General features: G+C 48.4%; 27 protein-coding genes. All 27 read left to right on the top strand.

Going from position 1 to position 14,832, the window contains the following annotated elements; translation table 11 throughout:
- Positions 1-35: 35 nt before the first annotated feature.
- Positions 36-1,328 (top strand): MATE family efflux transporter, encoded by a 1,293-nt coding sequence (locus H8S44_RS15545; protein WP_330593457.1) that lies wholly within the window; start codon positions 36-38, stop codon positions 1,326-1,328.
- 342 nt (positions 1,329-1,670) lie between these two features.
- Positions 1,671-1,988, top strand: a complete 318-nt coding sequence (rpsJ, locus tag H8S44_RS15550; RefSeq protein ID WP_087157539.1) for a 30S ribosomal protein S10 — start codon at positions 1,671-1,673, stop codon at positions 1,986-1,988.
- Positions 1,989-2,047: 59 nt separating this feature from the next.
- Entirely contained in the window at positions 2,048-2,683 is a 636-nt protein-coding gene (gene rplC, locus H8S44_RS15555) for a 50S ribosomal protein L3 (protein ID WP_186872282.1), read from the top strand.
- A gap of 26 nt (positions 2,684-2,709) precedes the next feature.
- Positions 2,710-3,330: a 50S ribosomal protein L4 gene (gene rplD, locus H8S44_RS15560; protein ID WP_186872283.1), complete on the top strand. Its 621-nt coding sequence runs from the start codon at positions 2,710-2,712 to the stop codon at positions 3,328-3,330.
- Entirely contained in the window at positions 3,330-3,629 is a 300-nt protein-coding gene (rplW, locus tag H8S44_RS15565; protein WP_186872284.1) for a 50S ribosomal protein L23, read from the top strand. Before rplD ends, rplW begins: the two co-directional genes overlap by 1 nt.
- 177 nt (positions 3,630-3,806) lie before the next feature.
- Positions 3,807-4,649, top strand: a complete 843-nt coding sequence (gene rplB / locus H8S44_RS15570; RefSeq protein WP_178039249.1) for a 50S ribosomal protein L2 — start codon at positions 3,807-3,809, stop codon at positions 4,647-4,649.
- 12 nt (positions 4,650-4,661) lie between these two features.
- Positions 4,662-4,940, top strand: coding sequence for a 30S ribosomal protein S19 (rpsS, locus tag H8S44_RS15575; RefSeq protein WP_178039248.1), 279 nt, complete (start codon positions 4,662-4,664; stop codon positions 4,938-4,940).
- Between the two features lie 33 nt (positions 4,941-4,973).
- Positions 4,974-5,360: a 50S ribosomal protein L22 gene (gene rplV, locus H8S44_RS15580; RefSeq protein ID WP_178039247.1), complete on the top strand. Its 387-nt coding sequence runs from the start codon at positions 4,974-4,976 to the stop codon at positions 5,358-5,360.
- A gap of 10 nt (positions 5,361-5,370) precedes the next feature.
- A complete protein-coding gene (rpsC, locus tag H8S44_RS15585) occupies positions 5,371-6,027 on the top strand; it encodes a 30S ribosomal protein S3 (RefSeq protein WP_158363588.1) in 657 nt (218 codons plus the stop codon).
- The gene (rplP, locus tag H8S44_RS15590; protein ID WP_158363587.1) at positions 6,027-6,464 is read left to right on the top strand and encodes a 50S ribosomal protein L16; all 438 of its coding nucleotides are present in this window, start codon (positions 6,027-6,029) and stop codon (positions 6,462-6,464) included. The genes rpsC and rplP overlap by 1 nt, the downstream gene beginning before the upstream one ends.
- Positions 6,454-6,657 carry a 50S ribosomal protein L29 gene (gene rpmC, locus H8S44_RS15595; RefSeq protein ID WP_186872285.1) on the top strand — a complete coding sequence of 68 codons (204 nt, stop codon included), beginning with the start codon at positions 6,454-6,456 and terminating at the stop codon, positions 6,655-6,657. Before rplP ends, rpmC begins: the two co-directional genes overlap by 11 nt.
- A gap of 21 nt (positions 6,658-6,678) precedes the next feature.
- Positions 6,679-6,933, top strand: a complete 255-nt coding sequence (gene rpsQ, locus H8S44_RS15600; RefSeq protein ID WP_158363585.1) for a 30S ribosomal protein S17 — start codon at positions 6,679-6,681, stop codon at positions 6,931-6,933.
- An 18-nt stretch (positions 6,934-6,951) separates the two neighbouring features.
- Positions 6,952-7,320, top strand: coding sequence for a 50S ribosomal protein L14 (gene rplN / locus H8S44_RS15605; RefSeq protein WP_158363584.1), 369 nt, complete (start codon positions 6,952-6,954; stop codon positions 7,318-7,320).
- An 11-nt stretch (positions 7,321-7,331) separates the two neighbouring features.
- Positions 7,332-7,643 carry a 50S ribosomal protein L24 gene (gene rplX / locus H8S44_RS15610; RefSeq protein WP_158363583.1) on the top strand — a complete coding sequence of 104 codons (312 nt, stop codon included), beginning with the start codon at positions 7,332-7,334 and terminating at the stop codon, positions 7,641-7,643.
- Positions 7,644-7,666: 23 nt separating this feature from the next.
- On the top strand, positions 7,667-8,206 hold the full coding sequence (rplE, locus tag H8S44_RS15615; protein WP_158363582.1) for a 50S ribosomal protein L5: 540 nt from the start codon (positions 7,667-7,669) through the stop codon (positions 8,204-8,206).
- Positions 8,207-8,223: 17 nt separating this feature from the next.
- Complete coding sequence (locus H8S44_RS15620; RefSeq protein WP_087163512.1) at positions 8,224-8,409, top strand: type Z 30S ribosomal protein S14; 186 nt, start codon at positions 8,224-8,226, stop codon at positions 8,407-8,409.
- A gap of 181 nt (positions 8,410-8,590) precedes the next feature.
- Positions 8,591-8,998, top strand: coding sequence for a 30S ribosomal protein S8 (rpsH, locus tag H8S44_RS15625; RefSeq protein ID WP_158363580.1), 408 nt, complete (start codon positions 8,591-8,593; stop codon positions 8,996-8,998).
- Between the two features lie 206 nt (positions 8,999-9,204).
- Positions 9,205-9,744: a 50S ribosomal protein L6 gene (rplF, locus tag H8S44_RS15630; RefSeq protein WP_186872286.1), complete on the top strand. Its 540-nt coding sequence runs from the start codon at positions 9,205-9,207 to the stop codon at positions 9,742-9,744.
- A 17-nt stretch (positions 9,745-9,761) separates the two neighbouring features.
- Positions 9,762-10,130 (top strand): 50S ribosomal protein L18, encoded by a 369-nt coding sequence (gene rplR / locus H8S44_RS15635; RefSeq protein ID WP_186872287.1) that lies wholly within the window; start codon positions 9,762-9,764, stop codon positions 10,128-10,130.
- A gap of 20 nt (positions 10,131-10,150) precedes the next feature.
- Positions 10,151-10,660, top strand: coding sequence for a 30S ribosomal protein S5 (gene rpsE / locus H8S44_RS15640; protein ID WP_158363577.1), 510 nt, complete (start codon positions 10,151-10,153; stop codon positions 10,658-10,660).
- Between the two features lie 12 nt (positions 10,661-10,672).
- Positions 10,673-10,855, top strand: coding sequence for a 50S ribosomal protein L30 (gene rpmD / locus H8S44_RS15645; RefSeq protein WP_186872288.1), 183 nt, complete (start codon positions 10,673-10,675; stop codon positions 10,853-10,855).
- Between the two features lie 27 nt (positions 10,856-10,882).
- Entirely contained in the window at positions 10,883-11,323 is a 441-nt protein-coding gene (gene rplO / locus H8S44_RS15650; protein ID WP_186872289.1) for a 50S ribosomal protein L15, read from the top strand.
- Positions 11,323-12,639: a preprotein translocase subunit SecY gene (gene secY, locus H8S44_RS15655; protein WP_186872290.1), complete on the top strand. Its 1,317-nt coding sequence runs from the start codon at positions 11,323-11,325 to the stop codon at positions 12,637-12,639. Before rplO ends, secY begins: the two co-directional genes overlap by 1 nt.
- Positions 12,640-12,748: 109 nt before the next feature.
- Positions 12,749-13,393 (top strand): adenylate kinase, encoded by a 645-nt coding sequence (locus tag H8S44_RS15660; protein WP_186872291.1) that lies wholly within the window; start codon positions 12,749-12,751, stop codon positions 13,391-13,393.
- 2 nt (positions 13,394-13,395) lie between these two features.
- Positions 13,396-14,151: a type I methionyl aminopeptidase gene (gene map, locus H8S44_RS15665; protein ID WP_186872292.1), complete on the top strand. Its 756-nt coding sequence runs from the start codon at positions 13,396-13,398 to the stop codon at positions 14,149-14,151.
- Between the two features lie 23 nt (positions 14,152-14,174).
- Positions 14,175-14,453: a KOW domain-containing RNA-binding protein gene (locus H8S44_RS15670; protein WP_186872293.1), complete on the top strand. Its 279-nt coding sequence runs from the start codon at positions 14,175-14,177 to the stop codon at positions 14,451-14,453.
- Entirely contained in the window at positions 14,431-14,649 is a 219-nt protein-coding gene (infA, locus tag H8S44_RS15675; RefSeq protein ID WP_158363570.1) for a translation initiation factor IF-1, read from the top strand. The genes H8S44_RS15670 and infA overlap by 23 nt, the downstream gene beginning before the upstream one ends.
- The last annotated feature ends 183 nt before the right edge of the window (positions 14,650-14,832 follow it).

Below are 14,832 nucleotides of genomic sequence, written 5' to 3' on the forward strand. Positions count from 1 at the left end.
ATTTAACACAGGGCTCCATTGGAAGAGGAATGCTTTTGTTTGCACTGCCGTTTCTGGGGAGCAGCCTGATTCAGCAGCTGTATAATACCGTCGATCTGATATTTGTGGGAAGGCTTCTGGGCACGGACGCGGCGGCGGCCGTCGGCGCGGGAAGTCTTTTGATTACCCTGGTCCTGGGCTTCTTTACCGGAATGAGCGTGGGAGTAAGCGTGTCGGTATCCCATGCGTACGGAGCAGGAAATCAGAAAGAACTGCATGATCTGATTCATTGCGCGGCGGGACTGGCGCTGGCAGCTTCTGCCCTGCTGATTCTGTTCGGGATATTTCTCACGCCGGCTGTGCTGCGTCTGATGAATACGCCGGAAGATATTATGGAGCTGGCCGTTGCCTACATCAGAATTTATTTTCTCAGTATGCTTCCCATGGTTTTTTATAATATCGGTTCCGGAATCTTAAGAGCTTTCGGAAATTCGCGCTCGCCGATGAATTATCAGCTGATAGGCGGAATTGCCAATGTGGCGGGAAACGCGTTCTTCCTGTGTGTGCTGCACATGGGAGTGGAAGGAGTGGCGCTGGCCTCCCTGGTATCGCAGATGATGGCGGCTGTATTTACAGTAGGCCATCTGATGAAGCCGGATTCCGAATGCCGGTTGCGGATCAGGGATATTGCGCTTAAGAAGCAGGTCTGCGGAAGAATCCTGAAAATCGGGATTCCGGCGGCAATTCAGTCTATGGTGATTACGCTGAGCAACCTGATTGTCCAGGCGCAGATCAACAGCCTCGGAATCGTAAGCATTGCGGCCTTCACTGATTATTTCAAGGTGGAAAATTTTGTATATCTTCCCATCATGGCGTTCGGGCAGGCCAACACAACGTTCTGCGGACAGAACTACGGAGCGGGGAAATGGCAAAGAATGCGGAAGGGAACGGGAGTCAGCATTCTGATGGGAATCCTTGTTACCGTGACCGTAAGCACGCTCCTTCTGACGCACGGATATGGCGTATTCAGCCTGTTTTCCCAAAATGCGGAAGTGATAGAGCTGGGGATCCGCATTGCGCAGGTAACCTTTCCCTTCTATTTTATATATGTATTTCTGGAGGGTTTTTCCGGAGCGCTGCGGGGAACGGGAAAAACAATGGGGCCGATGGCGGTTATCCTTGTAAATATGTGCGGAATCCGTATGCTGAGTCTCTGGTTCCTGATGCGGCATTATCACAGCGCGGAAGGAGTGGCAGGAATCTATCCGATCACCTGGATGACTACGGCTGTCTGCCTGGGCGTGATGTATTGGCGGCAGAACAAAAAATGGAAACTGGAAATTGGTTAAAATCACTAAAAAGTGGGCGAAAAGTTTGTGAAATTTATAAAAACTTTTCTTCCACTTTTTTTGAAAAAAACCTTGCAATTCCCCGGAACATCCTGTATAATTGCAACTGTTGTGACATTGATAGCTGTGAAGCGTGAGGTTGCTGCCCATGAGGCAGGTTTTCCGTGGAGCGAATGTCAAGTTAGGAAACTGGCGACAAGTCACTGTACAAAATAACTGTCCGTGCAGAGCCACGGAAACAACGTGATGTTTTCTTTAAGAGTTAGGATACACACGGGAGAGTGTACAGTCACCGCTTGTCGTACTGGTCTTTAAAAGTACGAAAAGGAGGCGACTTTTTTTATGGCAAGTCAAGTAATGAGAATCACACTGAAAGCGTATGACCATCAGCTGGTGGATGCATCCGCAAAGAAGATCATCGAAACTGTAAAGAAGAATGGAGCACAGGTGAGCGGACCGGTTCCCCTTCCCACTAAGAAAGAGGTAGTTACCATTCTGAGAGCTGTACACAAGTACAAAGACTCCAGAGAGCAGTTCGAGCAGAGAACTCATAAGAGACTGATTGATATCATTACCCCGACCCAGAAGACAGTAGACGCACTGTCCAGACTGGAGATGCCGGCTGGTGTTTACATCGATATCAAAATGAAAAACAAGTAATCCTTCAGCTAGAATGAACGCTTAAGCGTTCCGCTGTAGAGAAATAAGGAGGAAAAGAAATGAAGAAAGCTATTTTAGCAACAAAAGTCGGAATGACGCAGATTTTCAATGAAGACGGCGTACTGACACCGGTTACAGTTCTTCAGGCAGGCCCCTGTGTGGTAACTCAGGTTAAGACTGTTGAGAACGACGGATACAGCGCAGTACAGGTCGGATTCACAGACAAGAGAGAGAAGCTTGTGAACAAGGCTCAGAAGGGTCACTTCAACAAAGCAGGCGTATCTTACAAGAGATATGTGAGAGAGTTCAGATTTGAGGATGCTGAGAGCTACGCTCTGGCACAGGAGATTAAGGCTGACATCTTCGCCGCTGGCGACAAGATTGACGCAACCGCTATTTCCAAGGGTAAAGGTTTCCAGGGTGCTATCAAGAGACATGGTCAGCACAGAGGACCCATGGCTCACGGTTCCAAGTTCCACCGTCACGCTGGTTCCAATGGTGCCTGCTCCGATCCGAGCAAGGTATTCAAGGGAAAAGGAATGCCTGGCCAGATGGGTCACAAGAAGATCACCATCCAGAACCTTGAGGTTGTCCGCGTAGATGCAGAGAAGAATCTGCTTCTGGTAAAAGGCGCAGTACCGGGCCCCAAGAAGTCTCTGGTTACTATCAAGGAAACAGTAAAGGTTAATAGATAATCTTTAGCGGAAAGGAGGACTTACAGATGGCAACAGTATCTGTTTACAATATGGAAGGAAATGAAGTTGGCACAATCGACTTAAACGATGCTGTATTCGGTGTAGACGTAAACGAGCACCTGGTACACATGGCGGTTGTAGCACAGCTTGCAAATAAGCGTCAGGGAACGCAGAAAGCAAAGACCCGTTCTGAAGTATCCGGCGGCGGAAGAAAGCCCTGGAGACAGAAGGGAACCGGTCATGCAAGACAGGGTTCAACAAGAGCTCCCCAGTGGACTGGCGGCGGCGTTGTATTCGCACCCACACCGAGAGATTATACCATTCGTCTGAACAAGAAGGAGAAGAGACTGGCACTTAAGTCTGCTCTGACCTCCAGAGTTCTTGAGAACAAGCTTATCGTAGTAGACGAGCTGAAGTTCGACGAAGTTAAGACAAAGAATTTCGCAAACGTAATGAACAACCTGAAGGCTTCTAAAGCTCTGGTAGTTCTGAACGAGAACGATGCAAACGTAGTATTATCCGCAAGAAATATTCCTACAGTTAAAACTGCTTTGACCAATACCATCAACGTATACGATATCCTGAAGTACAACACCGTTATCGTAACCAAGGCAGCTGTAGCAACAATCGAGGAGGTGTACGCATAATGGCAGACGTAAAGTACTATGATGTCATCCAGAAGCCGGTTATCACCGAGAAGAGTATGGAGGCTATGGGCGATAAGAAGTATACTTTCCTGGTTCACACAGATGCAACCAAGACCCAGATTAAAGAGGCTGTTGAGAAGATGTTTGCCGGCACAAAGGTAAAGAGCGTCAACACCATGAACCTGGACGGAAAGAAGAAGAGACGTGGAACAGCAGTAGGAAAGACCGCTAAGACCAAGAAGGCTATCGTACAGCTGACCGCAGAGAGCGCAGATATCGAGATCTTCGAAGGGTTATAAGACTTGGCGAAACAGAGCCGAAGGCGATAGTTGAGCCTTAGTCGGACCCTGTTCGCGAACCTTGGCGAGGTGTTTTCGAGCCTAGTTGAGCGAACGTCCCCGATAAACTGTGGATTATAGGCGGCTCCAACCGCCTGACAACTAATAATTTGAACAGAACGAAAGGAGAGAAATGTAATGGGTATCAAGACATATAATCCATATACACCTTCCAGAAGACACATGACTGGTTCTGATTTCTCTGAGATTACCAAGAAGGAGCCGGAGAAGGCACTGCTGGTATCCCTGAGCAAGAACGCAGGTCGTAACAACCAGGGTAAAATCACTGTAAGACACCGCGGAGGCGGAAGCAGAAGAAAATACAGAATCATCGATTTCAAGAGAAATAAAGACGGTATCCCCGCAACTGTAATCGGTGTAGAGTATGACCCGAACCGTACAGCAAACATCGCACTGATCTGCTACGCAGACGGCGAGAAAGCATATATCCTTGCACCTCAGGGCCTGAAGGATGGCATGAAGGTCATGAACGGACCGGAAGCCGAGGTAAGAGTAGGAAACTGCCTGCCCCTTTCTGAGATTCCCGTAGGTACACAGGTACACAACATCGAGCTGCATCCGGGCAAGGGCGGACAGATGGTTCGTTCCGCAGGAAACAGCGCACAGCTCATGGCTAAGGAAGGCAAGTACGCAACACTTCGTCTGCCCTCCGGTGAGATGAGAATGGTTCCTTTAAATTGCAGAGCTACTATCGGAGTTGTAGGAAATGCAGAGCACAACCTGATCAACATCGGTAAGGCTGGACGCAAGCGTCACATGGGTATCCGTCCGACAGTCCGCGGTTCCGTAATGAACCCGAACGACCATCCGCATGGTGGTGGAGAAGGAAAGACCGGTATTGGTCGTCCTGGTCCCTGCACACCGTGGGGCAAGCCCGCTCTTGGTTTGAAGACGAGAAAGAAGAACAAGAAGTCCAATAAGCTGATCGTTAGAAGAAGAGACGGCAGAACATTCAAGTAAGGAGGAAAACACATGGCTCGCTCATTAAAAAAAGGACCATTTGCAGATGAGAGCTTACTGAAAAAGGTAGACGCAATGAATGAAGCAGGCGACAAGGCAGTTATCAAGACCTGGTCCCGCCGCTCCACTATCTTCCCGCAGATGGTTGGTCATACAATCGCAGTTCACGACGGAAGAAGACACGTTCCGGTATACATCACAGAGGATATGGTAGGACATAAGCTCGGAGAGTTCGTTCCGACCAGAACCTACCGTGGACACGGAAAAGACGAGAAGAAATCTAAGCGTTAATCGTTTATCAGGAAAGAAAGGAGACTCATCCAAATGGCTAAGGGACATAGAAGTCAGATTAAGAGAGAAAGAAATGCCCAGAAGGATACAAGACCGTCAGCAAAGCTTTCCTACGCTCGCGTATCTGTTCAGAAGGCATGCTTCGTATTAGATGCCATTCGTGGCAAAGATGTGGAGACAGCACTTGGTATTGTAATGTACAATCCGCGTTACGCTTCCACACTGGTAGAGAAATTATTAAAGTCAGCAATCGCAAATGCTGAGAACAACAACGGAATGAACCGTGATAACCTTTATGTGGCAGAGTGCTACGCAAACAAGGGACCGACAATGAAGAGAATCAGACCGAGAGCACAGGGCCGGGCTTACAGAATCGAGAAGAGAATGAGCCACATCACTATCGTGCTTGATGAGAAATAGGAGGTAAAGCATGGGACAGAAAGTTAATCCGCACGGCCTCAGAGTCGGCGTTATTAAAGATTGGGATTCCAGATGGTATGCAGAAGATTCCTTCGCTGATTATCTTGTAGAGGACTACAACATCCGTAAATTCCTGAAGAAGAAGCTCTACAGCGCAGGAGTAGCTAAGATTGAGATTGAGCGTGCTTCTGACAGAGTAAAGATCATCATCTATACCGCAAAGCCGGGCGTTGTTATCGGCAAGGGCGGTTCTGAAATTGAGAAGGTTAAGGCTGAGCTTGCTCAGTATACCGATAAGAAGCTTATCGTAGACATCAAAGAGATTAAGAGACCGGACCGCGACGCACAGCTGGTTGCTGAGAACATCGCACTTCAGCTGGAGAACCGTGTGTCCTTCCGCCGCGCTATGAAGTCCACCATGGGCAGAACCATGAAGGCAGGCGCTAAGGGAATCAAGACGGCTGTTGCTGGCCGTGTTGGCGGAGCCGATATGGCTCGTACCGAGTTTTACAGCGAGGGAACTATCCCGCTGCAGACACTGAGAGCAGATATTGACTACGGATTCGCTGAGGCAGATACCACCTACGGCAAGATTGGCGTAAAGGTATGGATCTACAAAGGCGAGGTACTTCCGACGAAAGGAAACAAGGAAGGGAGCGATAAATAATGTTAATGCCGAAGAGAGTAAAGCGTCGTAAACAGTTCCGCGGTTCCATGGCTGGTAAGGCCCTGAGAGGCAACAAGATCACCATGGGCGAGTTCGGTATCGTCGCTACAGAGCCGTGTTGGATTAAATCAAACCAGATTGAGGCAGCCCGTATTGCCATGACCCGTTACATGAAGCGTGGCGGTAAAGTCTGGATCAAAATTTTCCCGGATAAGCCGGTTACAGCAAAGCCTGCCGAGACTCGTATGGGTTCCGGAAAGGGTACACTGGAGTACTGGGTAGCAGTCGTTAAGCCGGGCCGTGTAATGTTCGAGGTTGCAGGCGTACCGGAGGAAACAGCTAGAGAAGCACTTCGTCTTGCAATGCACAAGCTGCCCTGCAAGTGTAAGATCGTTTCTAAAGCAGACTTAGAAGGCGGTGATAACAGTGAAGAGTAATAAGTATGTTGAAGAATTAAAGGCAAAATCTGCTGCGGAATTAAATGAGGAATTAGTAGCTGCGAAAAAGGAACTGTTCAACCTGAGATTCCAGAACGCAACCAATCAGCTTGATAACACTAGCAGAATTAAGGAAGTTCGCAAGAACATCGCCAGAATTCAGACTGTTATCGCACAGCAGGCGAATGCGTAATAAGGCGGAAGGAGAATTATCGTGGAAAGAAATCTGAGAAAAACACGTGTTGGCAAGGTCGTAAGCGATAAAATGGACAAGACCATCGTTGTTGCTGTTGAGGAGCACGTTAAGCATCCGCTGTACAAGAAGATTGTAAAGGATACTTACAAGCTGAAGGCTCACGACGAGAACAATGAGTGCCACGTAGGTGATACCGTAAAGGTTATGGAGACGAGACCGCTGTCCAAGGACAAGAGATGGAGACTCGTTGAAATCATGGAGAAAGCGAAATAAGGTAAGGAGGTTACCGGAATGGTACAGCAGGAAACCAGACTCAAGGTGGCAGACAATACCGGTGCAAAAGAGCTTCTTTGCATCCGCGTAATGGGCGGTTCCACCAGAAGATATGCAAACATCGGTGACATCATCGTTGCCAGCGTCAAAGATGCAACACCCGGCGGAGTTGTAAAGAAGGGCGACGTAGTGAAAGCCGTAGTCGTTCGTACAGTAAAGGGCGCTCGTCGTAAAGACGGATCTTACATCAAGTTTGACGAGAATGCGGCAGTTATCATCAAGGATGACAAGAACCCGAGAGGAACCCGTATTTTTGGACCAGTAGCAAGAGAGCTTCGTGAAAAGCAGTTTATGAAAATTGTTTCACTTGCTCCGGAAGTATTATAGGAGGGTGCCAAATGTCTACAGTTAAGATTAAAAAAGGTGATACCGTTAAGGTTATCGCCGGCGCAGACAAGGATAAAGAGGGCAAAGTTATTGCCGTCAATCATAAAAACAACACTGTAATCGTAGAAGGCGTTAATATGATTACAAAGCACACCAAGCCTTCCATGGCAAACCAGAATGGCGGAATTATTCACCAGGAGGCTCCTATCGATCTGTCTAACGTAATGTACAGCCTGAAGGGCAAAGCTACAAGAGTTGGCTTCAAGATGGATGGAGACAAGAAAGTCCGCTATGCGAAAGCAACTGGCGAAGTAATTGATTAATCAAGGAAGGAGGTCGCAGAAAGTTGAGTAGACTGAAAGAAAAGTATACGAATGAAATCGTAGACGCAATGACAAAGAAATTTGGATACAAGAACATTATGGAAGTTCCGAAGCTCGACAAGATCGTCATCAACATGGGCGTTGGCGAGGCAAAGGACAATGCGAAGGTTCTGGAATCTGCTGTAAAGGATATGGAGACTATCACCGGACAGAAGGCAGTTCTGACCAGAGCAAAGAACTCTGTTGCGAACTTCAAGATCAGAGAGGGTATGGCAATCGGCTGCAAGGTTACACTTCGCGGCGAGAAAATGTACGAGTTTGCTGACCGTCTGATCAACCTGGCACTTCCCCGTGTGCGTGACTTCCGTGGTGTAAACCCGAACGCATTTGACGGACGCGGAAACTATGCGCTGGGTATCAAAGAGCAGTTAATTTTCCCCGAAATTGAATACGATAAGGTAGACAAGGTAAGAGGTATGGATGTTATCTTCGTTACAACTGCTAAGACAGACGAAGAAGCACGCGAGTTACTGACATTATTCAATATGCCGTTCACAAAATAGGATAGGAGGAAAATTTCATGGCTAAGACAGCAATGAAGATTAAGCAGCAGCGGAAACAGAAATTCGCAGTCAGAGAGTACAATCGCTGCAGAATCTGCGGCCGTCCGCATGCATATCTGAGAAAATACGGAATCTGCAGAATTTGCTTCCGTGAGTTAGCATACAAGGGCCAGATCCCTGGCGTTAAGAAAGCAAGCTGGTGACCGATAGCAACTTAGTGAAGCCAAGCCCGCAGGGCGAAGGCTGAACTTAGTGCGAGGTCGTTCGCGACCCTTAACGAAGGCAAGGCGATAGCCGCAGCCTGAGGTTAGTGGAGCGAACTTCCTTGCAGCTGTTACCGATTTACCGCTTGTATGAACAAGAATAGGAGGTATAAAACAAGTCATGGCATTAACAACGAATGATCCCATCGCGGATATGCTTACAAGAATTCGTAATGCAAACACCGCTAAACATGATACCGTTGATGTACCCGCTTCCAAGATGAAGATCGCGATTGCGAACATTCTGGTAGACGAGGGATACATTGCAAAATACGATCTCGTAGAAGACGGAAACTTCAAGACCATCCGCATTACCCTGAAGTATGGCAAGGATAAGAACGAGAAGATCATCTCCGGTCTGAAGAGAATCTCCAAGCCGGGTCTGCGTGTATACGCTAACAAAGAGGAGCTGCCGAAGGTACTGGGCGGCCTGGGAGTTGCTATCATCTCCACAAACAAGGGCGTAATCACAGACAAGGAAGCTCGCGCACAGGGCGTAGGCGGAGAAGTACTTGCATTTGTTTGGTAATCAGTACTGTAGTTGGCTGAGAACCTTTCAATAGGAAACACCACGGTCACTAGGCTCGAAAATACCCCGCCAAGTGTCCGGGTGTACTTTCGCACTAAGTTCGAGCGTCGCCGTGAGGCTCGCTCTCACTAAGTGCTCAATGCAACTGAAAACAGAGAAGCCATAAGCAGCTTCTCCGAAAATCTAAGTTTTAGGAGGAAAAAGGCATGTCACGAATTGGTAGACATCCGGTAGCCGTTCCCGCTGGTGTTACAGTAACCATCGAGGAAGGCAACAAGGTGACCGTTAAAGGTCCGAAGGGCGAACTGGTAAGAGTACTGCCCGCAGAGATGGAAATTAAGCTTGAAGATGGTCAGGTAGTCGTTACAAGACCGAATGACCTGAAGAAGATGAAATCCTTACATGGTCTGACAAGAACTCTGATTCACAACATGGTAGTTGGTGTGAGCGAGGGTTATCAGAAGACTCTTGAGGTAAACGGTGTAGGTTACAGAGCACAGAAGTCCGGCAATAAGCTGACCCTGTCTCTTGGTTATTCTCATCCGGTAGAGATGATCGATCCGGAAGGCCTCGAGGCTGTAGTTGATGGCAACAAGATTACCGTTAAGGGTATCGACAAAGAGAAGGTTGGCCAGTACGCAGCAGAGATCCGCGACAAGAGAAGACCTGAGCCGTACAAGGGCAAGGGAATCAAGTATGCTGATGAAGTTATCAGACGTAAAGTCGGTAAGACTGGTAAAAAATAAGTAAGGAGAGTATAAAAATGGTTAGTAAGAAGTCAAGAAGCGAAGTTCGCGTAAATAAGCATAGAAAATTACGTAATCATATCAGCGGAACTGCTGAGAGACCGCGTTTGGCTGTGTTTAGAAGCAATAATCATATGTATGCTCAAATTATTGACGATACAGTCGGAAATACTCTGGTAGCAGCATCCACTATGGAAAAGAGTGTAAAGGCTGAGCTTGAGAAAACCAACAACGTTGATGCAGCAGCATACCTTGGAAAAGTAATCGCAGAGAAGGCTCTGGAAAAGGGTATCAAGACCGTTGTCTTTGACAGAGGCGGCTTTATCTATCAGGGCAAGGTTCAGGCACTGGCAGACGCAGCCCGTGAGGCTGGATTGGAATTCTAGGAAAGGAAGGAAAAAGACAGATGAGACATGAGATTATCGACCCGAGTCAGCTTGAGTTAACTGACAAGGTAGTGTCAATTAAGCGTGTAAGCAAAACTGTCAAGGGTGGTCGTACCATGCGTTTCACCGCTCTGGTAGTTGTCGGTGACGGCAACGGACATGTTGGCGCCGGTCTTGGAAAAGCGACTGAGATTCCGGAAGCAATCCGCAAGGGCAAAGAGGATGCCATGAAGAAGCTGGTAACCGTTGCAATTGACGAGAACAACAGTATTACACATGATTATATCGGAAAGTTCGGCAGCGCATCCGTACTGCTGAAGAGAGCACCGGAAGGTACTGGTGTTATCGCTGGAGGCCCGGCCCGTAACGTGCTGGAGCTTGCAGGTATCAAGAATATCCGTACCAAGTCTCTTGGTTCCAACAACAAGCAGAACGTAGTTCTTGCTACTATCGAGGGTCTGAAGGCACTGAAGACTCCGGAAGAGGTTGCTAAGAACCGTGGCAAATCCGTTGAAGAGATTACGAACTAGGAGGATACGGACATGGCAGGTAAGTTAAAGATTACATTGGTAAAATCCCCGATCGGAGCCATCCCGAAGCAGCGTGCAACTGTAGAGGCTCTTGGCCTTCGTAAGGTAAACAAGACAGTTGAGATGCCGGATAACGAGGCAGTCAGAGGAATGATCTGGCATGTAAGACATCTGGTAAAGGTAGAAGAGATCTAATTAAATTACGGAATAGGAGGTGTCACAATGGACTTATCAAATTTACAGTATGCAGAAGGCTCCAAGCAGAGCGGAAGCTTCCGTAGAGGTCGTGGACACGGTTCAGGAAACGGTAAGACAGCTGGTAAGGGTCATAAGGGTCAGAAGGCTCGTTCCGGAGCACCGAGACCGGGCTTTGAGGGCGGTCAGATGCCGTTATACAGAAGACTTCCGAAGAGAGGCTTCACAAACAGAAACTCCAAGGTTATCGTTGGAATCAATGTGAGCGCACTGGAAGTATTCGAGAACGACGCAGTTGTATCTGTAGAGACTCTGCTTGAGCAGGGAATCGTTAAGAACCCGAAGGATGGCGTAAAGATCCTTGGAAACGGCGAGCTTACAAAGAAGCTCACAGTACAGGCAAATGCTTTTTCCGAGGGAGCAAAAGCAAAAATTGAGGCTCTTGGTGGAAAAGCAGAGGTGATCTAATGTTCAAAACATTACAGAACGCATTTAAGATCAAGGATATCCGGCAGAAGCTGATCTACACCTTTCTGATGCTGATTGTCGTCAGACTGGGATCCCAGTTGCCGGTTCCGGGCGTGAACCGCACCTTCTTTGCGAACTGGCTTGCAGCTCAGACCGGTGATGCATTCAACCTTCTGGATGCTTTCACCGGCGGCTCTCTGGCCAGCATGTCCATTTTTGCGTTAGGTATCAACCCGTACATTACATCTTCCATTATCATCCAGCTCCTTACCATCGCGATTCCGAAGCTTGAGGAAATGCAGAAGGATGGTGAGGACGGACGGAAGAAGCTCCAGAATATCACCCGTTACGTGACCGTAGCGCTGGCTCTCATCGAGGGTATTGCCATGACCGTAGGTTTTGGTAATCAGGGTCTTCTGGAAAATGCGACCTGGTACAACATGGCTGTGGTAGTCGTAGCGCTGACAGCCGGTTCCGCATTCCTGATGTGGGTCGGTGAGCGTATCAACCAGAACGGCGTGGGCAATGGTATCTCCATCGTCCTGCTGATCAACATCGTATCCCGTATGCCGGATGACTTCGTATCTCTGTATACCAAGTTCATGAGCGGCAAGAGCGTGGCGATGGCAGTTCTGGCAGCACTGATTATCCTGTTTGTTATCGTTGTGACGGTTGTATTTGTTATCATTCTTCAGGACGGAGAGCGCAGAATCCCCGTTCAGTACAGCAAGAAGCTTCAGGGCAGAAAGGTCATGGGCGGACAGAGCACCAATATCCCCATGAAGGTCAATACCGCAGGAGTTATCCCCGTTATTTTCGCTTCTTCCCTGATGTCATTTCCGGGAATCATTCTTGCTCTCATGGGCAAGAGCGCAGGAACCGGAGTCGGCGGCAAGATTATCACCGGCTTAAGCTCCAGCAGCTGGTGCAATCCCCAGCAGCCTGTTTATTCGCTGGGACTGCTGCTTTACATTGTATTGGTAGTCTTCTTTGCTTACTTCTACACATCCATTACCTTCAATCCCTTGGAGATCGCGGATAACATGAAGAAGCAGGGTGGCTTTATCCCGGGTATCCGTCCGGGTCGTCCCACCTCAGACTATCTGACAAAAATTCTGAATTACATTATTTTTGTCGGTGCAATCGGCCTGATTATCGTATGTGTCGTACCGATCTTCTTTAACGGAGTATTCGGAGCGAGCGTTTCCTTCGGAGGAACATCCATCATCATCGTGGTAGGTGTTGTTCTGGAGACCATCAAGCAGATCGAATCTCAGATGGCAGTACGTTACTACAAGGGCTTTTTGAACGACTAGATGAAAAATTAAGCTTCCGGCCTGTGCGGGCTATGTTTCGCGCAGGCTTTCGGAGGCTTTATGGCAATAATACAACGGAATTATATGGTTCCTGAGGAGGAGTTACATTATGAAGATCATCATGTTGGGAGCACCGGGCGCCGGAAAAGGCACACAGGCGAAGAAAATAGCTGACAAATATCAGATTCCGCACATTTCAACGGGCGATATTTTCAGAGCAAATATAAAGGAAGGCACAGAGCTGGGTAAGAAGGCAAAGTCCTACATGGATCAGGGACAGCTGGTACCGGATGAGCTGACACTGGAGCTTATTATGGATCGTTTTCAGAATCCGGACTGCGAGAACGGCTATGTGCTGGACGGTTTCCCCCGCACCATTCCCCAGGCTGAGGCACTGACCGAGGCATTGGCAAAGAAGGGCGAGACCATTGACTACGCAATCAATGTGGAAGTACCCGATGAGAATATCATCAACCGTATGGGCGGCAGAAGAGCCTGCCTGGCCTGCGGTTCCACTTATCATATTGTATATGCACCGACCAGGGTCGAGGGTATCTGCGATCGCTGCGGCGAGAAGCTGGTTCTCCGTGACGACGATAAGCCGGAGACTGTAAAAAACCGTCTGAATGTATATCACAATCAGACCCAGCCCCTGATCGACTACTACACGAAGCAGGGCAAGCTGGCCGAGGTAGACGGAACTCAGAGTATGGAAGACGTGTTTAACGCCATTGTAAAGATTTTAGGAGCGTAATGATGTCGGTTACAATTAAATCTGCCAGAGAAATTGAATTGATGCGCACAGCAGGCAAGCTGCTGGAAGAGGTTCACAATGAGCTTGCGGCTTTTGTAAAGCCGGGCATTTCCACCATGGACATTGACCGTCTGGGTGAGAAGCTCATCCGGGAGAGAGGATGTATTCCGAACTTCCTGAATTATAACGGATATCCGGCGTCCATCTGTGTATCCGTAAACGACGAGGTCGTACATGGAATTCCCCATGAGGAGCATATTCTTCAGGAGGGCGATATCGTCAGCCTGGACGCGGGCCTGATTTACAAGGGCTATCATTCCGACGCGGCCCGGACCCATGCGGTAGGCAAGGTAAGTCCCGAGGCCCAGAAGCTGATTGACGTGACCAGACAGAGCTTTTTCGAGGGCATCAAAATGGCGAAAGCCGGAAATCATCTTCATCAGATTTCTGCAGCAATCAATGATTACGTTGACCAGTTCGGCTACGGCGTTGTCCGGGATCTGGTAGGACACGGAATCGGAACGCACCTTCATGAGGATCCGCAGATTCCGAACTTCCGTCAGCACCGCAGAGGGATTAAGCTGGTGCCGGGTATGACCCTGGCCATCGAGCCCATGATCAATGCGGGTACCTGGGAGGTATCCTGGCTGGACGACGACTGGACTGTAGTTACCGATGACGGTTCCCTTTCCGCTCATTACGAAAACACCATCCTGATTACCGAGGGTGAGCCGGAAATTCTGACTCTGACACTGTAAGCCGGTGACCAATGGAGAAATCTATGGAGAGAGTGGAGACAGGAATGTTCGCCAGATCAAAGGCCGGACATGATAAAGGTAAATTATATATCATATTAAAAACAGAAGGCGAATATGTATATCTGACAGACGGGAAGCTTCGCCCCATGGCGAACCCGAAAAAGAAGAAGGTAAAGCATATCCAGCCCATGTACAGGACACCCGAAGGCCGGGACCTGACGAAAATAACCGATGTTGACGTAAAGCGGGCCATCAGGCTGCACGAAAAGGAGGAAGAACATGTCAAAAGCGGATGTAATTGAAATCGAAGGAACAGTAGTGGAGAAGCTGCCGAACGCAATGTTTCAGGTAGAGCTGGAGAACGGACACCAGGTTCTTGCCCACATCAGCGGAAAGCTCCGCATGAACTTCATCCGGATTCTGCCGGGTGACAAGGTAACCATCGAAATGTCTCCCTACGATCTGTCTAAGGGACGGATTATCTGGAGAGATAAGTAAGTGTTGCATAAAAAGTAAGAAATCAGCCCTTTGTCCGAAGACGGAATTTCCAGAACGGACAAAGGGCTTTCTTATGGAATAGGAAATTCCGATAGAATTCCCTATTCCATAAAAGCAAGCAGAGCTTGCAAAAATGCGCACTCGGCGCAGTGGTAGATGGTTGCCAAGGCAACCATCTACCAC

This window comes from Anaerosacchariphilus hominis (genome assembly GCF_014290175.1).
GTDB classification, from domain to species: Bacteria; Bacillota; Clostridia; order Lachnospirales; family Lachnospiraceae; genus Laedolimicola; species Laedolimicola hominis.